We start from the raw sequence: 23,986 nt of genomic DNA on the forward strand, positions 1-23,986 counted from the left end.
ATATAGATAAGAAAAAGCGCGCAGATAATACCGGTATAGCCGATGTAGAGTTGAAAATAGGGTCGAGTTTCAATAAATCGCATAAAAATACAAAAAAACTGGAGATGTAGCGGCAGTTCAGGCCAAACAGAAGCTATTTAAGTCAAAAACGGGAAAAGTAATGGTAAAGCCCCAGCTAAATACATAGAATCCCCAGCACATCCATAAGTCAGCTATTTATTATGCTTGAATTGCTTTACACCGCCCTTCTCTACCTTATTCAGCCGTTGATCTGGATACGGCTTTGGGTGCGCGGACGTAAGGCTCCGGCCTATCGAAAACGCTGGGGTGAACGTTACGGTTTTTACCGCCATCCGCTGAAACAAGGCGGCATCATGCTGCACTCCGTCTCCGTCGGTGAAACCCTGGCGGCGATCCCGTTGGTGCGCGCGCTGCGTCATCGCTATCCTGATTTGCCAATTACCGTCACGACTATGACGCCGACCGGCTCGGAACGCGTGCAATCTGCTTTCGGTAAAGATGTTCAGCACGTCTATCTGCCTTACGATCTACCCGATGCGCTCAACCGTTTTCTTAATAAAGTCGATCCTAAACTGGTGTTGATTATGGAAACGGAGCTGTGGCCTAACCTGATTGCGGCACTACATAAGCGCAAGATCCCGCTGGTTATCGCCAACGCGCGACTTTCTGCACGCTCTGCGGCGGGTTACGCCAAACTGGGCAAATTTGTTCGTCGCTTGTTGCGTCGTATTACACTAATCGCCGCGCAAAACGAAGAAGATGGCGCGCGTTTTGTAGCGCTGGGCGCAAAAAATAATCAGGTGACTGTGACTGGTAGCCTGAAATTCGATATCTCAGTAACTCCGCAGCTAGCCGCTAAAGCAGTAACGCTGCGCCGCCAGTGGGCTCCTCATCGTCCGGTATGGATTGCCACCAGCACTCACGATGGCGAAGAGAGTGTGGTGATTGCCGCACATCAGGCGCTGTTGCAGCAGTTCCCTAATTTATTGCTCATTCTTGTTCCACGTCATCCGGAACGCTTCCCGGATGCGATTAACCTTGTCCGCCAGGCTGGGCTAAGCTATATCACACGCTCTTCCGGAGAAATCCCTTCCGCCAGTACACAAGTGGTAATTGGCGATACGATGGGCGAGCTGATGCTGCTGTATGGCATTGCCGATCTCGCTTTTGTTGGCGGTTCATTGGTCGAACGCGGTGGGCATAATCCGCTGGAAGCCGCCGCACACGCTATTCCGGTACTGATGGGGCCGCATACTTTTAACTTTAAAGACATTTGCGCACGGCTGGAGCAGGCAAGCGGGCTGATTACCGTCACCGATGCCGCGTCACTGGCAAAAGAGGTTTCCTCTTTGCTCACTGACGCCGATTACCGTAGTTTCTATGGCCGTCATGCCGTTGAAGTGCTGTATCAAAACCAGGGCGCGCTGCAGCGTCTGCTTCAACTGCTGGAACCTTACCTGCCACCGAAAACGCATTGAGGTTGTTATGCAAAAACGGGCGATTTATCCGGGGACTTTCGATCCCATTACCAATGGTCATATCGATATCGTGACGCGCGCTACGCAGATGTTCGATCACGTTATTCTGGCGATTGCCGCCAGCCCCAGTAAAAAACCAATGTTTACCCTGGGAGAGCGTGTGGCGCTGGCTCAGCAGGCAACCGCACATCTGGATAACGTTGAAGTGGTCGGTTTTAGTGATTTGATGGCGAACTTCGCCCGTAATCAACAAGCCACGGTACTGATTCGTGGCCTGCGTGCGGTAGCAGATTTTGAATATGAAATGCAACTGGCGCATATGAATCGCCACTTAATGCCGGAACTGGAAAGCGTCTTCTTGATGCCTTCGAAAGAGTGGTCGTTTATTTCTTCATCGTTGGTGAAAGAAGTTGCGCGCCATCAGGGTGATGTCACCCATTTCCTGCCGAAGAATGTCCATCAGGCGCTGATGGCGAAGTTAGCGTAGCTTTTATGCCGGATGGAATGCCATCCGGCTCGCATGAATTACTTCTGGCACTGTCGGCAATAAAATGTCGCCCGCTGCGCATGTTTAGTCGCCACAATCGGCGTACCACAAACCCGACACGGTTCGCCTTTACGCCCGTAAACCTGTAATTCCTGCGCGAAATAACCTGGTTTTCCGTCGCTTTGCAGAAAATCTTTCAGCGTCGTGCCGCCCTGCTCAATAGAACGCAGTAACACTGCTTTAATCACCCGTGCCAGCAGTTCGCACTCCGCCAGCGACAGCGATGACGCCAGCCGATCCGGATGGATCCCCGCAGCAAACAGTGACTCGCTGGCATAGATATTCCCCACGCCCACCACCAGCTTGTTATCCATCAGCCAGGGTTTAATCGCTGTCTTTTTCTTCGCGCATTTCTGATGCAGGTATTCGCCGTTGAAATCATCGCTAAGCGGCTCCGGTCCAAGATGTGCCAACACATTGTGTCCTTCCAGCTCTTTGGTCCACAACCAGGCACCAAAGCGACGAGGATCGGTATATCGCAGCACTTTGCCGTTGCTCATCACCAAATCAACATGGTCATGCTTTTCAGGAGGACGTTCTTCCGTAAGTATGCGCAGACTGCCAGACATACCCAGATGAATGATGATCCAGCCTTCCGGCAATTCCAGCAGCAGATATTTAGCGCGGCGCTGCACACTAAGCACCGGCTGGTCACTTAGACGGTAGATTTCTTCCGAGACTGGCCAGCGCAAACGCCCGTTGCGGACCACCGCATGAAGAATGGTCGCGCCAACGAGATGCGGTTCAATGCCGCGGCGGCTGGTTTCAACTTCTGGTAATTCAGGCATAGCATCTCCTGGAATGAACAGATGCAGTCAATATGGGGGCAAGCAGATAACAAAAAACCCCGCCGGAGCGAGGTTTTTATTACATCAAAGCGAGAATTATTTGATTTTCGCTTCTTTGTAGATCACGTGCTGGCGTACAACTGGATCGAATTTTTTCAGTTCCAGTTTTTCCGGCTTAGTACGTTTGTTCTTCGTAGTGGTATAGAAGTGACCAGTACCAGCAGAAGAAACCAGCTTGATTTTCTCACGAATACCTTTAGCCATGATTTATTTCCTCTAAGTACTTAGTACTTTTCGCCACGGGCACGCAGTTCAGCCAGAACTGTATCGATGCCTTTTTTATCGATTACACGCATACCTTTAGCAGATACGCGCAGGGTGACAAAACGCTTCTCGCTCTCAACCCAGAAACGGTGAGAGTGCAGGTTAGGCAGGAAACGGCGTTTAGTCGCGTTCAGTGCGTGGGAACGGTTGTTACCGGTCACCGGACGCTTGCCAGTAACTTGGCAGACTCGGGACATGTCTATTCTCCAAAAATCAAATTAGCTCGAGCTTCGTATGGGGTATTGGCGCCTCGTCAGGCTTTACAGCCCGGTCATCGCAGTTCTATGTGAACTCTCGATTGCCAGGCCCAAATGCCAAACCCGAGATTCTCAAAGGTGGCGTAGTATACGCTGACTCAGCGATGTGCTCAAGTCCCGAACAGACAAAGATCCCGAAGGATCGCGCATAGCGGGTTAAATCCAGCCGCGTTCGGCAAAAGAAACATACTCTCCACGCCCAATCACGATATGGTCGAGCACGCGTAAATCCATGAACTGACAACTTTTTATTATCCGTTCGGTGATGAGTTTATCCGCTTTACTGGGTTCAGCACAACCCGAAGGGTGATTATGGGCAAGGATCAGTGCCGCCGCGTTTATTTTTATCGCTTCCCGAACAATCTCACGCGGATGGACTTCCACATGGTTTAGTGTGCCGGAAAACAATCGGCTGTGAGTAAGTACCCGGTGTTGAGTGTCGAGAAAGATCACCATAAAGATCTCGCGCTCTTCGCCCGTAAGCTGGCTTTGTAAAAACTCGCGCGTCATCTCCGGGCTAAGTAACGGGCTTTCTTCGCGTATCCGCACGTTGTAGTAACGCCGGGCCAGTTCGGCAATCCCCTTTAACTGGGCGAATTTCGCCACACCTATTCCATGAACGCCTCTAACTTGTTCATATTCAGAGGATAACAAGCCGTAAAGAGAGCCGAAATTCTCCAGCATCTCTTTTGCCAGGGTTAGCACATCTTTTCCGTGCGTTCCTGTACGCAGAAACAGCGCCAGCAGTTCAATATCCGTTAACGCGCTAATACCCAACTTCAGCATTTTTTCACGTGGCATCAACAAGTCAGCATTGCTTTTCACCTTCACCTCCTTTGTGGAGGGCGCATCCTGTCATAGTCGTTTGGTTAAATCGACGGTCAGTTTTCAATCCTGGAAAGCGCCTCGCAAAGTGATTCTCAGGTGAAAGCACGACAACAAAAGTATTGTGATAAAATCGCCAACTTCTGGTGTCACCCAACAGGAAAAATCATCATGAGCCTGGCCGGTAAAAAAATCGTTCTCGGCGTCAGCGGCGGTATTGCTGCCTATAAAACCCCTGAACTGGTGCGTCGTTTGCGCGATCGCGGAGCCGACGTCCGTGTAGCCATGACCGAAGCGGCAAAAGCCTTTATCACTCCACTTAGCTTGCAGGCAGTCTCTGGTTATCCCGTTTCCGACAGTCTGCTGGACCCGGCTGCCGAAGCGGCAATGGGCCATATTGAGCTGGGAAAATGGGCTGATTTAGTGATTCTTGCTCCAGCGACAGCGGATTTGATTGCCCGCGTTGCTGCAGGTATGGCGAATGATCTGGTATCAACGATTTGCCTTGCGACGCCTGCGCCTGTTGCCGTGCTGCCAGCAATGAACCAGCAGATGTATCGGGCTGCAGCTACTCAGCATAATTTAGAGGTACTTGCCTCGCGAGGTTTGTTGATCTGGGGGCCAGATAGCGGCAGCCAGGCCTGTGGTGATATCGGCCCAGGGCGAATGCTCGATCCGTTAACCATTGTTGATATGGCGGTGGCCCATTTCTCCCCCGTCAACGACCTGAAACATCTGAATATTATGATTACCGCGGGTCCGACACGTGAACCACTCGATCCGGTGCGTTACATCTCTAATCACAGCTCCGGCAAGATGGGATTCGCCATTGCCGCAGCAGCAGCACGTAGAGGAGCAAACGTCACGCTGGTTTCTGGCCCGGTTTCGCTACCGACGCCACCGTTTGTGAAACGTATTGACGTGATAACCGCACTGGAGATGGAAGCGGCCGTGAAGGCTTCTGTACAACAGCAAAATATATTTATCGGTTGCGCTGCCGTTGCGGATTATCGCGCAGCTACCGTTGCCCGCGAAAAAATCAAAAAGCAGGCCACGCCGGGCGATGAATTAACAATAAAAATGGTTAAAAACCCCGATATCGTCGCCGGTGTTGCCGCATTAAAAGACCATCGGCCTTATGTTGTTGGATTTGCGGCCGAAACAAATAATGTGGAAGAATACGCCCGACAAAAACGTATCCGTAAAAACCTTGATCTGATCTGCGCGAACGATGTTTCCCAGCCAACTCAAGGCTTTAATAGCGACAAAAACGCATTACACCTTTTCTGGCAAGATGGCGATAAAATCTTACCGCTTGAGCGAAAAGAGCTCCTTGGCCAATTATTACTCGACGAGATTGTGACCCGTTATGATGAAGAAAATCGACGTTAAGATTCTGGACCCGCGCGTTGGGAAGGAATTTCCACTCCCGACTTATGCCACTTCTGGTTCTGCCGGACTTGACCTGCGCGCTTGCCTCGACGACGCCGTAGAATTGGCACCGGGCGACACGACACTTGTGCCGACCGGACTGGCGATTCATATTGCCGATCCTTCACTGGCGGCGATGATGCTGCCGCGCTCCGGGCTGGGCCATAAGCACGGTATCGTGCTCGGCAACCTGGTGGGATTGATCGATTCCGACTATCAGGGCCAATTGATGATCTCTGTATGGAACCGTGGTCAGGACAGCTTCACCATTCAACCTGGTGAACGTATCGCACAGATGATTTTTGTTCCGGTGGTACAGGCTGAATTTAATCTGGTGGAAGATTTTGACGCTACTGACCGCGGTGAAGGCGGCTTTGGTCACTCTGGTCGTCAGTAACACATACGCATCCCAATAACGTCATAACATCGCCGCAAACATTTTGTTTGCGGTCATAGCGTGGGTGCCGCCTGGCAAGTGCTTATTTTCAGGGGTATTTTGTAACATGGCAGAAAAACAAACTGCGAAAAGGAACCGTCGCGAAGAAATACTTCAGTCTCTGGCGCTGATGCTGGAATCCAGCGATGGAAGCCAACGTATCACGACGGCGAAACTGGCCGCCTCTGTCGGCGTTTCCGAAGCGGCTCTGTATCGCCACTTCCCCAGTAAGACCCGCATGTTCGATAGCCTGATTGAGTTTATCGAAGATAGCCTGATTACTCGCATTAATCTGATTCTGAAAGATGAGAAGGACACCACTGCGCGTCTGCGTCTGATTGTGTTGCTACTTCTCGGTTTTGGCGAGCGTAATCCAGGCCTAACCCGTATCCTCACCGGCCATGCGCTAATGTTCGAACAAGACCGCCTGCAAGGGCGCATCAACCAACTGTTCGAGCGTATTGAAGCGCAACTGCGTCAGGTATTGCGTGAAAAGAGAATGCGTGAGGGTGAAGGTTACACCACCGATGAAACGTTGCTGGCAAGCCAACTTCTGGCATTTTGTGAAGGGATGCTGTCTCGTTTTGTCCGCAGCGAGTTTAAATACCGCCCGACGGATGACTTTGACGCTCGCTGGCCGTTGATTGCCGCGCAGTTGCAATAAAATGACGCCGGATGACTTACCATCCGGCGTTTTTTATCAAACCCCGTACTCTTCGCGATAAGCCTTAACGGCTGCCAGATGTTCCGCCATGTCCGGCTTCTCTTCCAGATAAGCAATCAGGTCTTCCAGGGTGATGATAGAGATCACTTTGCAGTTGTAATCACGCTCAACTTCCTGAATCGCTGATATCTCGCCACGACCACGTTCCTGACGATCGAGCGAAATCAGCACGCCAGCAAGCGTCGCGCCATTGGCCTGAATAATTTCCATCGACTCACGAATCGCCGTTCCGGCGGTGATCACATCATCCACCAGCATTACTCGTCCTTGTAACGCGCTACCAACCAGATTGCCACCTTCGCCGTGGTCTTTTGCTTCTTTGCGGTTAAAGCAGTATGGCAGGTCAAGGTCATGATGCTCCGCCAGTGCCACAGCGGTTGTGGTCGCGATCGGAATACCTTTGTAAGCGGGGCCAAACAGCAGATCGAACTCAATGCCAGAATCCACTAACGCTTCAGCGTAAAAACGGCCTAACAGTGCCAGGTCGCGCCCGGTATTAAATAGTCCGGCGTTGAAGAAATAGGGGCTTTTACGCCCGGATTTCAGCGTAAACTCACCAAACTTTAATACCTGTTTGCCAAGCGCAAACTCAATAAACTGGCGCTGATATGGTTTCATGCCTTCGCTCCTCATCTTACTTTTCTACAGACAAAAAAAAGGCGACTCATCAGTCGCCTTAAAAATCAGTTTGCCAGCGCCGCCTTCTGCGTCGCTACAATGGATTCGATTCCCCCTCGGGCCAGCGCCAACAAGGTGAGGAGTTCTTCGTGGGTGAATGGTTCGCCTTCTGCCGTTCCCTGAACCTCAATGATCCGCCCATCTTCGGTCATCACCACGTTCATGTCCGTTTCTGCGGCAGAGTCTTCAACATATTCCAGATCGCAAATCGCTTCGCCATTAACGATACCCACCGAAACCGCAGCTACCATGCCTTTCATCGGGTTGGTTTTCAGTTTGCCATTCTCAACCAGCTTATTCAGCGCATCTGCCAGCGCCACGCAAGCACCGGTGATCGAAGCAGTGCGCGTGCCGCCATCGGCCTGAAGTACGTCGCAGTCCAGCGTAATGGTGAACTCACCCAACGCTTTCAAATCAACCGCTGCACGCAATGCACGGGCGATCAGACGCTGGATTTCCATCGTGCGTCCGCCCTGCTTACCTTTCGCCGCTTCGCGGGCGTTACGGGTGTGGGTGGAGCGCGGCAACATACCGTATTCTGCGGTGATCCAGCCCTGCCCCTGACCTTTCAGGAAGCGCGGCACGCCTTCTTCAATAGAGGCAGTACACAACACTTTGGTATCGCCAAATTCGACCAGCACCGAGCCTTCTGCATGTTTTGTATAGTTACGAGTCAGGGTAACGGGACGCACCTGATTATTGCTACGGCCTGCTGGACGCATATTGAAATCTCCGGCTTGAAACAAATGTGGCTGCGCATTATACGGACTTCCGGCGGTTATTCCTATCCTGACAAGGCATCGATGGCTATAATCCTTCCACCTCTCCTTTCAAAAACAGGAACGTCTATGATCCGCAGTATGACCGCCTACGCCCGGCGTGAAATCAAGGGTGAATGGGGGAGCGCAACCTGGGAAATGCGCTCGGTAAACCAGCGTTATCTGGAAACTTACTTTCGTCTGCCGGAGCAGTTCCGTAGCCTTGAACCTGTCGTTCGCGAGCGTATTCGTTCTCGCCTGACGCGCGGTAAAGTGGAATGCACCCTGCGCTATGAGCCAGATGTTAGCGCACAAGGCGAGCTGATTCTCAACGAAAAGCTGGCTAAACAGCTCGTAACTGCTGCTAACTGGGTAAAAATGCAGAGCGACGAAGGGGAAATCAACCCGGTTGATATCCTGCGCTGGCCGGGTGTGATGGCAGCTCAGGAGCAGGATCTCGACGCCATTGCCGCTGAAATTCTCGCTGCGCTGGATGGTACTCTTGACGACTTTATTGTCGCGCGCGAAACCGAAGGTCAGGCGCTGAAAGCGTTGATCGAGCAGCGTCTGGAAGGTGTCACCGCCGAAGTGGCTAAAGTTCGTGCCCATATGCCGGAAATCCTGCAATGGCAGCGTGAACGTCTGGTAGCGAAACTGGAAGATGCTCAGGTACAGTTGGAAAACAATCGCCTGGAGCAAGAGTTAGTGCTGCTGGCGCAACGAATTGACGTTGCCGAAGAGCTGGACCGCCTCGAAGCGCATGTCAAAGAGACCTACAACATTCTGAAGAAAAAAGAAGCGGTTGGCCGTCGTCTGGACTTTATGATGCAAGAGTTTAATCGCGAGTCGAACACCCTGGCCTCGAAGTCTATCAATGCCGAAGTAACTAATTCAGCTATTGAACTGAAAGTACTGATCGAACAAATGCGCGAACAGATTCAGAATATCGAGTAACCCTCATAATTCCGTAGGCCGTTGTTAAATTACAGCGGCGCTACGTATACAGACTTCTTATTTACTTTAAAACACGCCCTAATATTTCTAATGCATTTTTCTTCTGACAATCTAAGAGAAACGCATTAAAACTACAGAAAACACCAATTTCACATAACTAAATATTATCAATAACCTCTCACCTTAAAAAATCTCAATCGTGACGATGCGTACAAATCGCTACCCTGCCAGACAGATTTTTAGGGAGAGAACCATGCTGTTACACATTTTGTATTTGGTTGGCATTACTGCCGAAGCCATGACGGGTGCGCTGGCGGCCGGACGGCGGCGCATGGATACATTTGGCGTAATTATTATTGCGACCGCCACTGCAATCGGCGGCGGTTCAGTACGGGATATACTTTTGGGCCACTATCCGCTCGGCTGGGTCAAACATCCGGAATATGTGATTATCGTCGCCACCGCCGCGGTACTCACCACTATTGTTGCTCCCGTAATGCCTTACCTGCGCAAAGTCTTTCTGGTGTTAGATGCGCTCGGACTGGTGGTCTTTTCTATCATTGGCGCACAGGTCGCGCTGGATATGGGCCACGGCCCGGTCATTGCCGTTGTCGCTGCGGTGACAACCGGCGTATTTGGCGGTGTTTTGCGCGATATGTTCTGTAAACGCATCCCGCTGGTCTTTCAGAAAGAACTGTATGCCGGGGTTTCATTTGCTTCCGCCGTGCTGTATATCGCACTGCAACACTATGTTTCCAACCATGATGTGGTGATTATCTCCACCCTGGTGTTTGGCTTTTTTGCTCGCTTGCTGGCACTGCGTCTTAAACTGGGATTACCCGTTTTTTACTACAGCCACGAAGGTCATTAAGGTACAAAACCTGCGATCTGCTGGGTAGCCAACCAGCTACCTAGCGTCTTGATTTGCACATTATTCTTCCATTCAATAATCTGGCTGGCGCGACGAGATCCGGTTCCCGGCAGATGCTGCCAATGTTGTTCACTTCTCTGCAAAAGTTGCGTCCAGGACCGTTCATCACCAGCATTAAGCGCCCCCCGGGTTAACGGTATTCCCATTGCCATCACCCAGCGGGTAAAAGGCTGCTTACGAGCCAGATTAAACTGATGCCATAACTGCCCGCTTTTACTTTTCGCTATCCCTGGCGTGTTCTGTAATTGCTCTGGCGTTAATGAAAGCCAGGAAAAGATATGCTCAAAGCGATGCGTCTGATGCAGTGCGCGCCAGCCAGCTTCGCCAATGCCATCCAGCCCCAAAACCTGTTTTGACCCCAACCAGACTAAGCGTGATATGAATTGCTCCAGACAAACATCAGAAGCAAAGTAACAGGTCAACGAGTTAAAGCGGTTTTCTGGCGGTGTCGGCTTTCTGCGTTCCGCACTCCGCCACACCACATCATCAATACGTGGAATACCCTGACCGGCAAGACTTATGAGGATTTGATCGCCAGGCGCTATGTCCCACTCCTGCCAGCGTCTGACGGAACCAATATTCACCCGCTGAACTTTTTTATCATCCAGCATGACTGGTGCGAGTGACGCCACCACCGATATTTTTCCGCTTTTGCCCACTGCAAACTGAATCGAACTCACTTCAGCAACCTGTGCCACAGGTTGATATTTCCACGCCACCAGCCAGTCCGCCTGCCCCGGTAACCAATGGCGGGATTCGGGTTCCTTAGCCGCTCGCACAACCACGCCATCGGTGACGAAGGGCAATTTCGCTTTCCACCACTCATTACGTGCTCGCTCAACCTCATCAGCATTTTTCACCGTGTGAGTGTACGCTTGCGTCAGACTAAATCCCGCGCTTGCAAGCTGCTGCAATCGCTCGGCCATTAACTGCGGTCCATCCGGCCACGCCCAGATAAAAACGCCCAGCGAATTTAGCGTGTCGTTATTGTCCTGGCGCATCAACATACCTGCAACTTTTGCACGCGCATTCATTCCGCCCATTTGCTGCTGGATATGACCTTCGCTCCGGAGAAATATTTCTCCTTGCAGTGTGCTATTAGCTAAAGGTTCGCTGACGGATTGCGGTACAGAAGGAATCGAGCGCACTTTCTGCGTCCAGTCTTCACCTTTCAGGCCATTGCCACGGCTGATCGCCTTAATCAGTTTTCCGTCACGATAGACCAGAGTTACCGCGACACCATCAACTTTTGGCTGCACCCAAAGATCGCTGCGTTCACGCATCCAAAGGCTCAATGCATTTTTATCCGCCAGCTTACGCACTCCAGTATGAGCAACTGGATGCATTACGGTTCCAATTAAAGGCAGTATCATGGCTTCACGAGTTGTCTCTTCACCAAAACAACGTTGCCACTGTGCAAGGCGGGCGCTGAGTTGATCATAAACGCCGTCTTCAACAGCACTTTTTCCCTTTTTCCAGTAATCCTCATCCCACTGTTTTATTTGCTGTTGCAGGCGGGAAATTTCTTCATGCGCTCTGGCTGGCGACCAGACTGGGCAGACTCCCTGCGCCGATGATTGCCAGCACAAAACACTCATTAACACTGCAATCCATACTTTCATCGTCACCTCCGCTGTTGTCAGGCTGGCAGATATACAACGAGGTGAATGCAAAGCCGAGAGGCAAAACTGAAGTGTGCGATGATGCTTCCAGAGAATCGTCCTGATTGCAGTAAATGACAGGGAATAGCGGAAACAGCTACGCAAAACGCAACAACTTTGCGCAAAAAGTGTGAGCAAGGGCTACGTCACATGGCCACGCCGTGTATAATAAGCTCGTATGTAGGCTTTATTTCGCTAATCACATACGAAAGATACTCATGGCTCAAGGCACGCTTTATATTGTTTCTGCCCCCAGTGGCGCGGGTAAATCCAGCCTGATTCAGGCTTTATTAAAAACCCAACCGTTGTATGACACCCAGGTTTCTGTTTCACACACCACGCGCGCACCGCGTCCTGGTGAAGTACACGGTGAGCATTACTTTTTTGTTAATCATGATGAATTTAAAGAAATGATTAGCAGAGATGCATTCCTTGAGCACGCGGAAGTGTTCGGTAATTACTACGGCACTTCGCGCGAGGCCATTGAGCAAGTACTGGCAAGCGGTGTGGATGTTTTTCTTGATATCGACTGGCAGGGTGCGCAGCAAATTCGCCAGAAGATGCCGCATGCGCGTAGTATCTTTATTTTACCGCCGTCCAAAATCGAGCTGGACCGCCGTCTACGCGGTCGCGGTCAGGACAGCGAAGAGGTCATTGCAAAGCGTATGGCGCAAGCAGTTGCAGAAATGAGCCATTACGCCGAATATGATTATTTGATTGTGAATGATGACTTCGATACCGCATTGACCGATTTGAAGACCATTATTCGCGCCGAACGCTTGCGCATGAGTCGCCAAAAGCAACGTCATGACGCTTTAATCAGCAAATTGTTGGCAGACTGAACCTTCTTTCAGTATCATGCCCAGTCATTTCTTCACCTGTGGAGCTTTTTAAGTATGGCACGCGTAACTGTTCAGGACGCTGTAGAGAAAATTGGTAACCGTTTTGACCTGGTACTGGTCGCCGCGCGTCGCGCTCGTCAGATGCAGGTAGGCGGAAAGGATCCGCTAGTACCGGAAGAAAACGATAAAACTACAGTAATCGCGCTGCGCGAAATCGAAGAAGGTCTGATCAACAACCAGATCCTCGACGTTCGCGAACGCCAGGAACAGCAAGAGCAGGAAGCCGCTGAATTACAAGCCGTTACCGCTATTGCTGAAGGTCGTCGTTAATCACAAAGCGGGTCGCCCTTGTATCTGTTTGAAAGCCTGAATCAACTGATTCAAAACTACCTGCCGGAAGACCAAATTAAGCGTCTGCGGCAGGCGTATCTCGTTGCACGTGATGCTCACGAGGGGCAAACACGTTCAAGCGGTGAACCCTATATCACGCACCCGGTAGCGGTTGCCTGCATTCTGGCCGAGATGAAACTCGACTATGAAACGCTGATGGCGGCGCTACTTCATGACGTGATTGAAGATACTCCCGCCACCTACCAGGACATGGAACAGCTTTTTGGCAAAAGCGTAGCCGAACTGGTAGAGGGGGTGTCAAAACTTGATAAACTCAAGTTCCGCGATAAGAAAGAGGCGCAGGCCGAAAACTTTCGCAAGATGATTATGGCGATGGTGCAAGATATCCGCGTCATTCTCATCAAACTCGCAGACCGTACCCACAACATGCGCACGCTGGGCTCACTCCGCCCGGACAAACGTCGCCGCATCGCCCGTGAAACCCTTGAAATATACAGTCCGCTGGCACACCGTTTAGGTATCCACCACATTAAAACCGAACTCGAAGAGCTGGGTTTTGAAGCGCTGTACCCCAACCGCTACCGCGTGATTAAAGAAGTGGTGAAAGCTGCACGCGGCAACCGTAAAGAGATGATCCAAAAAATCCTCTCTGAAATCGAAGGGCGTTTGCAGGAAGCGGGAATACCATGCCGTGTCAGTGGTCGCGAGAAACATCTTTATTCGATTTACTGCAAAATGGTGCTCAAAGAGCAGCGTTTTCACTCGATCATGGACATCTATGCTTTTCGCGTAATCGTCCATGATGCCGATACCTGTTATCGCGTGCTCGGTCAGATGCACAGCCTGTACAAGCCGCGTCCGGGGCGCGTGAAAGACTACATCGCCATCCCAAAAGCGAACGGCTATCAGTCTTTACACACCTCAATGATTGGCCCGCACGGCGTTCCGGTTGAAGTCCAGATTCGTACCGAAGATATGGACCAGATGGCGGAGATGGGTGTTGCCGCGCACTGGGCGTATAAAGAGCACGGCGAAACCAGCACTACTGCACAAATCCGCGCCCAGCGTTGGATGCAGAGCCTGTTGGAGCTGCAGCAAAGCGCCGGCAGCTCGTTCGAATTTATCGAGAGCGTTAAATCCGATCTCTTCCCGGATGAGATTTACGTTTTCACACCGGAAGGGCGCATTGTCGAGTTGCCTGCCGGTGCCACACCTGTCGACTTCGCATACGCAGTGCATACCGATATCGGTCACGCCTGCGTGGGCGCGCGCGTCGACCGCCAGCCGTACCCGCTATCGCAGCCGCTCTCCAGTGGTCAAACCGTTGAAATCATTACCGCACCGGGCGCTCGCCCGAATGCCGCATGGCTGAACTTTGTCGTCAGCTCGAAAGCGCGCGCCAAAATTCGCCAGTTGCTGAAAAACCTCAAGCGTGATGATTCCGTAAGCCTCGGTCGCCGTCTGCTCAACCATGCATTAGGTGGCAGCCGCAAGCTGAATGAAATTCCGCAGGAGAATATCCAGCGCGAACTGGACCGCATGAAGCTGGCAACGCTTGACGATCTGCTGGCTGAAATTGGCCTTGGTAACGCAATGAGCGTGGTGGTCGCGAAAAATCTGCAACATGGTGACGCCTCTATTCCACCAGCGACCCAAAGTCACGGGCATCTGCCGATCAAAGGTGCCGATGGCGTGCTGATCACCTTTGCGAAATGCTGCCGCCCAATTCCTGGCGACCCGATTATCGCCCACGTCAGCCCCGGTAAGGGTCTGGTGATCCACCATGAATCCTGCCGTAACATCCGTGGCTATCAGAAAGAGCCAGAGAAGTTTATGGCTGTGGAATGGGATAAAGAGACGGCGCAGGAGTTCATCACCGAAATAAAAGTTGAGATGTTCAACCATCAGGGCGCACTGGCAAACCTGACAGCAGCGATCAACACCACTAATTCCAATATTCAAAGTCTGAATACAGAAGAGAAAGATGGTCGCGTCTACAGTGCCTTTATTCGTCTGACCGCACGTGACCGCGTACATCTGGCAAATATCATGCGCAAAATCCGCGTGATGCCAGACGTAATTAAAGTCACCCGAAACAGAAATTAATGTTTTATGAACCCAACACGTTATGCACGCATCTGCGAAATGCTCGCCAGGCGGCAGCCTGACCTGACCGTCTGCATGGAACAGGTTCACAAACCCCATAACGTTTCTGCGATCATTCGTACCGCAGATGCCGTTGGCGTACACGAAGTTCACGCTGTCTGGCCTGGTAGCCGGATGCGCACCATGGCTTCGGCTGCTGCTGGTAGTAACAGTTGGGTACAGGTGAAAACACACCGCACCATTGGCGATGCAGTCGCCCACCTGAAAGGTCAGGGTATGCAAATTCTGGCAACCCACCTTTCTGATAAAGCCGTCGATTTTCGCGAAATCGATTACACCCGCCCGACCTGTATTTTAATGGGACAGGAAAAAACGGGCATCACACAGGAAGCATTAGAACTGGCAGATCAGGACATCATCATTCCGATGATCGGCATGGTGCAGTCGCTTAATGTCTCCGTCGCCTCCGCACTTATTCTTTACGAAGCCCAGCGTCAGCGGCAAAACGCGGGTATGTATCTGCGTGAAAACAGTATGTTGCCGGAAGCAGAGCAACAACGCCTGCTGTTTGAAGGTGGCTATCCGGTGCTGGCTAAAGTTGCGAAACGCAAAGGCCTGCCCTACCCCCACGTCAATCAACAAGGCGAGATTGAAGCCGATGCTGAGTGGTGGGCTACCATGCAGGCCGCAGGGTAAGCGCTATGAAAGGTCGCCTGTTAGATGCTGTCCCGCTCAGTTCCCTAACGGGCGTTGGCGCGGCGCAAAGTAACAAACTGGCGAAAATCAACCTGCATACCGTGCAGGATTTACTGTTACACCTTCCCCTGCGCTATGAAGATCGCACCCATCTCTATCCCATAGGTGAGCTGTTGCCGGGCATTTATGCCACGGTGGAAGGCGAAGTACTGAACTGCAATATCTCCTTCGGCGGTCGCCGGATGATGACCTGTCAGATTAGCGACGGTTCCGGCATTCTCACCATGCGCTTTTTCAACTTTAACGCCGCGATGAAAAATAGCCTGGCGACAGGTCGACGCGTATTGGCCTATGGCGAAGCAAAGCGCGGTAAATATGGTGCGGAGATGATCCACCCGGAATACCGCGTACAGGGCGATCTCAGTACTCCGGAGTTACAGGAAACCCTCACCCCGGTTTACCCAACAACGGAAGGTGTAAAACAGGCAACGCTGCGCAAACTGACCGATCAGGCGCTGGATCTGCTCGACACCTGCGCCATTGAAGAACTGCTGCCGCCGGAACTGTCACAAGGAATGATGACGCTGCCGGAAGCCTTGCGCACCCTGCATCGTCCACCGCCAACACTACAGCTCAGCGATCTGGAAACCGGGCGGCATCCGGCACAGCGTCGTCTTATTCTGGAAGAGCTGCTGGCGCACAACCTCAGCATGTTAGCGTTACGCGCCGGTGCCCAACGTTTTCATGCTCAGCCGCTTAGCGCCAGTGACGCGCTGAAGGACAAACTGCTCGCTGCCTTACCGTTCAAGCCAACGGGCGCGCAGGCGCGTGTGGTGGCGGAGATTGAGCGCGATATGGCGCTGGATGTGCCAATGATGCGTCTGGTACAGGGCGATGTAGGTTCCGGTAAGACACTGGTTGCCGCTCTCGCTGCGCTGCGTGCTATCGCTCACGGCAAACAAGTGGCACTGATGGCACCAACCGAATTGCTTGCCGAACAGCACGCCAATAATTTCCGCAACTGGTTTGAACCGCTCGGTATCGAAGTGGGCTGGCTGGCGGGCAAACAGAAGGGCAAAGCGCGGCTGGCACAGCAAGAAGCCATCGCCAGCGGTCAGGTGCAGATGATTGTCGGCACCCACGCTATCTTCCAGGAACAGGTACAGTTTAACGGTCTGGCGCTGGTGATTATCGACGAACAGCATCGTTTTGGCGTGCATCAACGCCTGGCGTTATGGGAGAAAGGCCAGCAGCAGGGCTTTCATCCTCATCAGTTGATCATGACCGCCACGCCGATTCCCCGCACTCTGGCGATGACCGCGTATGCCGATCTCGATACCTCGGTCATTGATGAACTACCGCCAGGACGTACCCCAGTGACGACAGTGGCGATCCCGGATACGCGTCGTAACGACATTATCGACCGCGTGCGCCACGCCTGCATAACGGAAGGCCGTCAGGCGTACTGGGTTTGTACATTGATTGAAGAATCGGAATTACTGGAAGCGCAGGCAGCCGAAGCAACGTGGGAAGAGTTAAAACTGGCGCTGCCGGAACTGAACGTCGGTCTGGTTCATGGGCGGATGAAACCTGCCGAAAAGCAAGCGGTAATGGCGTCGTTTAAACAAGGCGAGCTACACCTGCTGGTTGCGACGACTGTTATTGAAGTAGGCGTCGATGTCCCCAACGCCAGCCTGATGATTATCGAGAACCCGGAGCGTCTGGGTCTGGCGCAGTTACACCAGTTGCGCGGGCGCGTAGGTCGTGGCGCGGTGGCTTCTCACTGTGTTCTGCTTTACAAAACACCACTCTCCAAAACGGCGCAAGTCCGCCTGCAAGTGCTACGCGACAGCAACGACGGATTTGTGATTGCGCAAAAAGATTTAGAGATTCGCGGCCCTGGTGAACTGCTGGGCACGCGCCAGACAGGCAATGCAGAGTTTAAAGTGGCTGATTTGCTGCGCGATCAGGCCATGATCCCGGAAGTTCAGCGCCTGGCACGCCATATTCACGAACGTTATCCCCAGCAGGCAAAAGCCCTGATAGAACGCTGGATGCCGGAGACGGAACGCTATTCGAATGCGTAAAAAGCGGCGGCATTTGCACCGCCGCTTCATCAGTTAACCCGCAAAAATCGGCAACATCAGGTAGAGCTTAATCACCAGGGCATTGACGATATCGATAAAGAACGCACCGACCATCGGCACCACCAGGAAGGCCATATGTGAAGGGCCAAAACGTTCGGTGATCGCCTGCATGTTAGCGATTGCCGTTGGTGTTGCACCAAGGCCAAAACCACAGTGCCCCGCGGCCAGCACCGCCGCATCGTAGTTTTTCCCCATCATGCGCCAGGTGACAAAGATAGCGTACAACGCCATGAAGATGGTTTGCGCGACCAGAATCGCCAGCATCGGCAACGCCAGCGAAGCCAGCTCCCACAGTTTCAGCCCCATCAACGCCATCGCCAGGAACAGCGACAGGCTTACGTTACCAAGTACGGATACCGCGCGCTCAAAGACGCGGTAAAAGCCCAACATTGACAAGCCGTTGCTCAGAATCACGCCCACAAACAGCACGCAAACAAAGGTTGGCAATTCAAAAGCAGTGCCAGCCAAAAGTTGCGCAACGATTTTCCCTACCGTCAGACAGATAGCAATCAGCGCGATAGTTTCAATCAGTACCAGCGAGGTGATCATGCGCCCTACGTCGGGCTTTTCAAATGCGGTGGGGACTTCCTGGTCATCAGGTATGCCGTTCGGCGTGGTGGAGTGTTTCACCAGGTAACGCGCCACCGGGCCGCCAATCAATCCACCCAGAACCAGACCAAACGTCGCACAGGCCATCGCCACTTCCGTCGCGTTGGTGAAGCCATAACGTTCAATGAACAATTTACTCCACGCTGCGCCGGTCCCGTGACCGCCAGAAAGCGTAATAGACCCCGCCAACAGCCCCATCAGCGGATCAAGCCCTAACAGGCTAGCCATGCCAATGCCGATGGCATTTTGCATCACCAACAGACCAACAACCACAATGAGGAAAATCCCCACTACGCGTCCACCGGCACGCAGGCTGGCAATATTGGCGTTCAGGCCAATGGTGGCGAAGAAAGCCAGCATTAATGGATCGCGCAAGGACATATCAAAATTAACTTCCCAGCCCATGCTTTTTTTCAACACCAGCAGAGCCAGTGCCACCAACAACCCTCCGGCAACCGGTTCTGGTATGGTGTATTTTTTCAGAAAGGAGACGGAATGGACCAACTTGCGCCCGAGCAGCAACGTCAGCGTTGCGGCAACAAGCGTTGCTAAAGTATCGAGATGAAACATAGTTACTCCTTTGTATCCGCACCACTCTTCATACTCGTCATACTTCATCGCGCAATCATAGTAAGACGAAATATGACGAGTATCGAGTCATGCTTTCCCGGTTCGAATTCTTAGCTGAAAATAAAAAAATGGCATGGATTTTAAGCAGAAAACAACCAAAAGTTATATAAAAAAGTGCATTTATCGCATTTAAATATTTAGAAGAATGATTGGCAAACGTTTGCTTTTGCCTTTCGGTCAGCTAAAATGCCCGCTTTGCTACCACGGGATTGTTTTCGATGTCTGTTTCCACCTTCGAGTCAGAAAATGCGCAACCGGTTGCGCAGACTCAAAACAGCGAACTGATTTACCGTCTTGAAGATCGTCCGCCGCTTGCTCAAACTCTGTTTGCCGCCTGTCAGCACCTGCTGGCGATGTTTGTCGCGGTAATCACGCCAGCATTGTTAATCTGCCAGGCGCTGGGTTTACCAGCACAGGACACGCAACACATTATTAGTATGTCGCTGTTTGCCTCTGGTGTGGCATCAATTATTCAAATTAAAGCCTGGGGTCCGGTTGGCTCCGGTTTGTTGTCTATTCAGGGCACCAGCTTTAACTTCGTTGCTCCGCTGATTATGGGCGGAACAGCGCTGAAGACCGGTGGTGCCGATGTTCCTACGATGATGGCGGCTCTGTTCGGCACACTGATGCTGGCAAGCTGCACCGAAATGGTTATCTCCCGCGTTCTGCATCTGGCGCGCCGCATTATTACGCCGCTGGTTTCCGGCGTCGTGGTGATGATTATTGGCCTGTCACTGATTCAGGTTGGGCTGACATCCATTGGTGGCGGTTATGCGGCCATGAGCGATAACACCTTTGGTGCACCGAAAAATCTGCTACTGGCGGGCGTGGTCTTAGCTTTAATCATCCTGCTTAATCGCCAACGTAACCCCTACTTACGCGTAGCCTCGCTGGTGATTGCAATGGCGGCAGGATATGCACTGGCGTGGTTTATGGACATGTTGCCAGAAAGCAACGAGCCGATGACGCAAGAGCTGATTATGGTGCCAACGCCGCTCTATTACGGACTTGGTATTGAATGGAGCCTGCTGCTACCACTGATGCTGGTCTTTATGATCACCTCACTGGAAACTATTGGCGATATCACAGCCACCTCCGACGTTTCCGAACAACCGGTTTCTGGCCCACTGTACATGAAACGTCTGAAAGGCGGCGTGCTGGCAAACGGCCTGAACTCGTTTGTGTCGGCGGTGTTTAACACCTTCCCGAACTCCTGCTTCGGGCAGAACAACGGTGTGATCCAATTGACCGGTGTTGCCAGTCGTTATGTCGGTTTTGTCGTGGCGCTGATGTTGATCGTGCTGGGTCTGTTCCCTGCGGTGAGCGGTTTTGTCCAACACATTCCCGAACCTGTTCTGGGCGGCGCTACGCTGGTGATGTTTGGTACTATCGCCGCATCCGGTGTGCGTATCGTTTCTCGTGAGCCACTGAACCGTCGGGCGATTCTGATTATTGCCCTGTCGCTGGCGGTCGGTCTGGGTGTTTCTCAGCAGCCACTGATTTTGCAGTTTGCCCCTGACTGGCTGAAAAATCTGCTCTCCTCCGGGATTGCCGCTGGCGGTATCACTGCCATTGTACTGAATCTGATTTTCCCGCCAGAAAAGCAGTAATTTACTCGCGGCGGTAAAATTCTTTACCGCCGTAACCACTCTCTTTCTCCATTCCTGCCTTGAGGAATGCGCGTAAATCGTGCATAACTCCCTTATGTGCATTTCACGGGATGGAAGACCATGAAATTTATTGGGAAGCTGCTTCTCTACATTTTCATCACGCTGTTAGTGGCGGTAGTTGGCCTCTATTTCCTTCTGCAAACCCGCTGGGGAGCAGAGCATATCAGCGCATGGATTTCCGAGAATAGCGACTATCATCTGGCCTTCGGGGCGATGGATCACCGTTTTTCCGCGCCGTCTCATATCTTGCTGGAGAACGTCACATTCGGTCGTGATGGTCAACCCGCCACTCTGGTTGCAAAAAGTGTCGATATCGCGCTAAGTAGTCGGCAACTGAGCGAGCCACGGCATGTCGATACTATCCTGCTGGAAAACGGGACGCTGAATCTCACCAACCAGACCGCGCCGCTACCGTTTAAAGCGGATCGTTTGCAACTGCGTGATATGGCATTTAACAGTCCCAATAGCGAGTGGAATCTTAGCGCACAGAGAGTCAATGGCGGCGTCGTTCCGTGGTCGCCGGAAGCCGGTAAAGTACTAGGCTCAAAAGCACAAATTCAGTTCAGTGCTGGCTCTCTGTCGCTCAATGATGTTCCTGCCACCAATGTGTTGATTGAAGGGAATATTGATAACGATCGCGTCACACTGACTAATCTGGGTGCCGACATCGCCCGCGGGACATTAACCGGAAATGCGCAGCGTAACGCCGACGGTAGCTGGCAGGTGGAAAATCTGCGCCTGGCGGATATCCGTCTGCAAAGCGAAAAATCGCTCACCGACTTCTTTGCGCCCTTGCGCTCTGTCCCGTCATTGCAGATTGGCCGCCTGGAAGTGATCGACGCCCGCCTGCAAGGCCCGGACTGGGCGGTGACCGATCTCGATCTCAGCTTGCGCAATATGACCTTTATTAAAGATGACTGGCAGACACAGGAAGGCAAGCTGTCAATGAACGCCAGCGAGTTTATTTATGGTTCGCTGCATTTATTTGACCCGATTATAAACGCGGAATTTTCCCCGCAAGGCGTAGCACTGCGCCAGTTCACCAGCCGCTGGGAAGGGGGGATGGTCAGAACGTCAGGAAACTGGCAGCGCGATGGAAAAACGCTGATCCTCGACGATGCAGCGATAGTTGGACTGGAATATACCTTACCTAAAAACTGGCAACAGTTGTGGATGCAGCAAACTCCCGCCTGGTTAAACACTCTGCAACTGAAGAGATTCAGCGCCAGCCGCAATCTAATCATTGATATTGACCCAGCCTTCCCGTGGCAGCTCACAGCACTGGATGGCTACGGCGCGAATCTGACACTGGTAGCCAATCATAAGTGGGGCGTCTGGAGTGGCACGGCAAATCTGAATGCTGCCGCTGCAACGTTCAATCGTGTTGATGTGCGCCGCCCGTCGCTGGCGCTGACCGCCAACGGCAACACGGTGAATATCAGCGAACTTAGCGCGTTTACCGAGAAAGGTATTCTGGAAGCTACAGCCAGCGTTTCGCAAACGCCGCAGCGCCAGACCCATATCAGCCTGAACGGACGCGGTGTGCCGGTGAATATTCTGCAACAGTGGGGATGGCCAGAGTTACCGATTACGGGCGATGGCAATATTCAGCTCACTGCCAGCGGCGATATTCAGGCCGATGCACCGCTAAAACCCACGGTTAACGGACAGCTCCACGCCGTAAATGCTGAAAAACAACAAGTGACCCAAACCATGAATGCTGGCGTGGTTTCCAGTGGTGAAGTTACATCGACGGAGCCGGTACAGTAAAATCAATCTCGCCGGGTACGACACAGACGTACCCGGTATTTCTTCAACAAATTACAGCGTAATTGTCAGCTCATTCCCTTGCGGGGTCACCACCACACCCAACTCACTTTCAGCCTGCGAACCACCTTGCAGACCATTTACTTTAGCGATATTGCGCAAGCACAGCGTCCAGTTCTTCGCTTCTCCCGTACCAGTCACAGTGATGATGTTGCCAGTACGTGCCGCTTTCAGGGAGAAGATCACCGAACCATCAGCGGCTGGGACTTCGCAGACGGCTTCACGCCCGTCTTGCAGATTAAAGAGCTGGAAGGCCGTGCCTTCGTGCCACGCATAATCGGGGCGTTGTTCATTGTTGCCCAGCCCCAGTAGGGTGTTATCACGCACATATACCGGCAGACTCTGAAAGCCGTGTTGTTGTTTATGCCAGCGGCTGCCGTCTATTTCATCGTTATGCCACAGGTGCGTCCAGCGACCTTCAGGCAAGTAGAATTGCACATCGCCAGCTTCAGTGAACACCGGCACGACCATCACGCTGCCGCCCAACATGTATTGGCGATCAAGGTAATCACAGGCCGGATCGTCCGGAAACTCCATTACCATTGCGCGCATCATCGGCGTACCCAGCGCGTTCGCACGAGCAGCTTCACGATAAAGATACGGCATCATGCGGCATTTCAGTTGCGTGAAGAAGCGCACCACGTCACAGGACTCATCATCGTAGACCCACGGCACACGATAAGATTTGCTGCCATGTAAACGGCTATGGCTGGAGAGCAAACCAAACGCGCACCAGCGTTTGTAAACGTGCGCCGGAGCGGTATTTTCAAAGCCGCCGATATCGTGGCTCCAGAAGCCAAAACCTGAAAGGCCAATAGACAAACCACCGCGCAGGCTTTCCGCCATTGATTCGTAGTTAGCGTAACAGTCGCCACCCCAGTGTACCGGGAATTTCTGCGCACCGACGGAGGCCGAGCGGGCAAACAAGACTGCTTCTTCCTCTCCGACGGTTTCCTTGAGCACGTTCCACACCAGTTCGTTGTAGATGTATGCATAATGGTTATGCATTTTCTGTGGATCACAACCGTTAAACCACTGAACGTCTGTTGGAATACGTTCGCCAAAGTCGGTCTTAAAACAATCGACACCCATCGCGATCAGACCTTTCAGTTTATCGGCGTACCATTTGCAGGCATCCGGATTAGTAAAGTCATAAATCGCCAGCCCTGGCTGTAATGCCAGTCAGTTAAGCAACTGACTGGCTCTTTTTCGGGGCTGTGGGGTATTTCCAGGGCCTCTCCTTTACCACTCTCGGGAAGGCCCTTTCCCTTCTTGTCGGTAATTTCACAAGTTGT

The 23,986-nt window shown here is 52.3% G+C and carries 23 protein-coding genes and 1 pseudogene; 14 read left to right on the forward strand and 10 right to left on the reverse strand.

The features are described 5' to 3' along the window. Window positions 1-221 precede the first annotated feature (221 nt). A complete protein-coding gene (waaA, locus tag C7B16_RS16925) occupies window positions 222-1,499 on the forward strand; it encodes a lipid IV(A) 3-deoxy-D-manno-octulosonic acid transferase (protein WP_000891578.1) in 1,278 nt (425 codons plus the stop codon). 7 nt (window positions 1,500-1,506) lie between these two features. After that, window positions 1,507-1,986 carry a pantetheine-phosphate adenylyltransferase gene (gene coaD, locus C7B16_RS16930; protein ID WP_001171877.1) on the forward strand — a complete coding sequence of 160 codons (480 nt, stop codon included), beginning with the start codon at window positions 1,507-1,509 and terminating at the stop codon, window positions 1,984-1,986. 38 nt (window positions 1,987-2,024) lie between these two features. Here the strand turns inward: coaD and mutM are convergent, their stop codons facing one another. The 4 genes from mutM to radC form a co-directional block, all read right to left on the reverse strand. Beyond that, complete coding sequence (gene mutM / locus C7B16_RS16935; protein WP_001114550.1) at window positions 2,025-2,834, reverse strand: bifunctional DNA-formamidopyrimidine glycosylase/DNA-(apurinic or apyrimidinic site) lyase; 810 nt, start codon at window positions 2,832-2,834, stop codon at window positions 2,025-2,027. 96 nt (window positions 2,835-2,930) lie between these two features. Then, window positions 2,931-3,098: a 50S ribosomal protein L33 gene (gene rpmG, locus C7B16_RS16940; RefSeq protein WP_001051798.1), complete on the reverse strand. Its 168-nt coding sequence runs from the start codon at window positions 3,096-3,098 to the stop codon at window positions 2,931-2,933. 20 nt (window positions 3,099-3,118) lie between these two features. After that, window positions 3,119-3,355, reverse strand: coding sequence for a 50S ribosomal protein L28 (gene rpmB, locus C7B16_RS16945; RefSeq protein WP_000091955.1), 237 nt, complete (start codon window positions 3,353-3,355; stop codon window positions 3,119-3,121). A gap of 216 nt (window positions 3,356-3,571) precedes the next feature. Beyond that, window positions 3,572-4,240 (reverse strand): RadC family protein, encoded by a 669-nt coding sequence (gene radC, locus C7B16_RS16950; protein ID WP_001517452.1) that lies wholly within the window; start codon window positions 4,238-4,240, stop codon window positions 3,572-3,574. Between the two features lie 171 nt (window positions 4,241-4,411). Between radC and coaBC the strand changes: the two genes are divergently transcribed. The 3 genes from coaBC to slmA all read left to right on the forward strand — a co-directional run bounded on the left by coaBC (window position 4,412) and on the right by slmA (window position 6,771). Continuing rightward, window positions 4,412-5,632: a bifunctional phosphopantothenoylcysteine decarboxylase/phosphopantothenate--cysteine ligase CoaBC gene (gene coaBC / locus C7B16_RS16955; protein ID WP_000050132.1), complete on the forward strand. Its 1,221-nt coding sequence runs from the start codon at window positions 4,412-4,414 to the stop codon at window positions 5,630-5,632. Next, window positions 5,610-6,068: a dUTP diphosphatase gene (dut, locus tag C7B16_RS16960; RefSeq protein ID WP_000976070.1), complete on the forward strand. Its 459-nt coding sequence runs from the start codon at window positions 5,610-5,612 to the stop codon at window positions 6,066-6,068. Before coaBC ends, dut begins: the two co-directional genes overlap by 23 nt. 106 nt (window positions 6,069-6,174) lie before the next feature. Next, entirely contained in the window at window positions 6,175-6,771 is a 597-nt protein-coding gene (slmA, locus tag C7B16_RS16965; protein WP_000818603.1) for a nucleoid occlusion factor SlmA, read from the forward strand. 36 nt (window positions 6,772-6,807) lie between these two features. On the opposite strand, the gene pyrE is transcribed toward slmA, so the two are convergent. Next, complete coding sequence (gene pyrE / locus C7B16_RS16970; RefSeq protein ID WP_016249415.1) at window positions 6,808-7,449, reverse strand: orotate phosphoribosyltransferase; 642 nt, start codon at window positions 7,447-7,449, stop codon at window positions 6,808-6,810. Window positions 7,450-7,514: 65 nt separating this feature from the next. Then, window positions 7,515-8,231: a ribonuclease PH gene (rph, locus tag C7B16_RS16975; protein WP_001247086.1), complete on the reverse strand. Its 717-nt coding sequence runs from the start codon at window positions 8,229-8,231 to the stop codon at window positions 7,515-7,517. Window positions 8,232-8,357: 126 nt separating this feature from the next. Here rph and C7B16_RS16980 point away from each other — a divergent pair, with 126 nt between their 5' ends. After that, window positions 8,358-9,221 (forward strand): YicC/YloC family endoribonuclease, encoded by an 864-nt coding sequence (locus tag C7B16_RS16980; RefSeq protein ID WP_000621334.1) that lies wholly within the window; start codon window positions 8,358-8,360, stop codon window positions 9,219-9,221. Window positions 9,222-9,474: 253 nt separating this feature from the next. Beyond that, window positions 9,475-10,092 carry a trimeric intracellular cation channel family protein gene (locus C7B16_RS16985; protein ID WP_001517449.1) on the forward strand — a complete coding sequence of 206 codons (618 nt, stop codon included), beginning with the start codon at window positions 9,475-9,477 and terminating at the stop codon, window positions 10,090-10,092. On the opposite strand, the gene ligB is transcribed toward C7B16_RS16985, so the two are convergent. Next, window positions 10,089-11,774: an NAD-dependent DNA ligase LigB gene (ligB, locus tag C7B16_RS16990; RefSeq protein WP_107179934.1), complete on the reverse strand. Its 1,686-nt coding sequence runs from the start codon at window positions 11,772-11,774 to the stop codon at window positions 10,089-10,091. The two genes, C7B16_RS16985 and ligB, sit on opposite strands and share 4 nt — an antisense overlap. Before the next feature lie 257 nt (window positions 11,775-12,031). On the opposite strand from ligB, the gene gmk reads away from it, so the two are divergent. From gmk to recG, 5 genes are read left to right on the forward strand one after another with little or no spacing between them, the layout of a single operon-like run. Beyond that, window positions 12,032-12,655 carry a guanylate kinase gene (gmk, locus tag C7B16_RS17000; RefSeq protein ID WP_001517448.1) on the forward strand — a complete coding sequence of 208 codons (624 nt, stop codon included), beginning with the start codon at window positions 12,032-12,034 and terminating at the stop codon, window positions 12,653-12,655. A gap of 54 nt (window positions 12,656-12,709) precedes the next feature. Next, window positions 12,710-12,985, forward strand: coding sequence for a DNA-directed RNA polymerase subunit omega (gene rpoZ, locus C7B16_RS17005; RefSeq protein WP_000135058.1), 276 nt, complete (start codon window positions 12,710-12,712; stop codon window positions 12,983-12,985). Between the two features lie 18 nt (window positions 12,986-13,003). Continuing rightward, window positions 13,004-15,112: a bifunctional GTP diphosphokinase/guanosine-3',5'-bis pyrophosphate 3'-pyrophosphohydrolase gene (gene spoT / locus C7B16_RS17010; protein WP_000280466.1), complete on the forward strand. Its 2,109-nt coding sequence runs from the start codon at window positions 13,004-13,006 to the stop codon at window positions 15,110-15,112. Between the two features lie 6 nt (window positions 15,113-15,118). Then, window positions 15,119-15,808, forward strand: coding sequence for a tRNA (guanosine(18)-2'-O)-methyltransferase TrmH (trmH, locus tag C7B16_RS17015; RefSeq protein WP_001070171.1), 690 nt, complete (start codon window positions 15,119-15,121; stop codon window positions 15,806-15,808). A gap of 5 nt (window positions 15,809-15,813) precedes the next feature. Further along, window positions 15,814-17,895, forward strand: coding sequence for an ATP-dependent DNA helicase RecG (gene recG, locus C7B16_RS17020; protein WP_001517447.1), 2,082 nt, complete (start codon window positions 15,814-15,816; stop codon window positions 17,893-17,895). Window positions 17,896-17,928: 33 nt separating this feature from the next. Here recG and gltS read toward each other — a convergent pair whose 3' ends face one another. Further along, the gene (gene gltS / locus C7B16_RS17025; RefSeq protein ID WP_000468834.1) at window positions 17,929-19,134 is read right to left on the reverse strand and encodes a sodium/glutamate symporter; all 1,206 of its coding nucleotides are present in this window, start codon (window positions 19,132-19,134) and stop codon (window positions 17,929-17,931) included. A 278-nt stretch (window positions 19,135-19,412) separates the two neighbouring features. Here gltS and xanP point away from each other — a divergent pair, with 278 nt between their 5' ends. Both xanP and C7B16_RS17035 read left to right on the forward strand, forming a co-directional pair. Further along, the gene (gene xanP, locus C7B16_RS17030) at window positions 19,413-20,804 is read left to right on the forward strand and encodes a xanthine/proton symporter XanP (RefSeq protein ID WP_001517446.1); all 1,392 of its coding nucleotides are present in this window, start codon (window positions 19,413-19,415) and stop codon (window positions 20,802-20,804) included. A 120-nt stretch (window positions 20,805-20,924) separates the two neighbouring features. After that, entirely contained in the window at window positions 20,925-22,634 is a 1,710-nt protein-coding gene (locus C7B16_RS17035) for an AsmA family protein (protein ID WP_107179936.1), read from the forward strand. A 51-nt stretch (window positions 22,635-22,685) separates the two neighbouring features. Here the strand turns inward: C7B16_RS17035 and yicI are convergent. Together yicI and C7B16_RS25340 are read right to left on the reverse strand one after the other, a co-directional pair. Then, window positions 22,686-23,864 (reverse strand): annotated as a pseudogene (yicI, locus tag C7B16_RS17040) (alpha-xylosidase); the annotation flags it as partial. A 13-nt stretch (window positions 23,865-23,877) separates the two neighbouring features. Then, the coding region (locus tag C7B16_RS25340) for a hypothetical protein (protein WP_224465868.1) at window positions 23,878-23,986 on the reverse strand (109 nt) is incomplete at its 5' end.

The sequence above is a fragment of the Escherichia sp. 20412-1 genome (assembly GCF_003027595.1).
In the GTDB taxonomy this organism is placed as follows: domain Bacteria; phylum Pseudomonadota; class Gammaproteobacteria; order Enterobacterales; family Enterobacteriaceae; genus Escherichia; species Escherichia marmotae.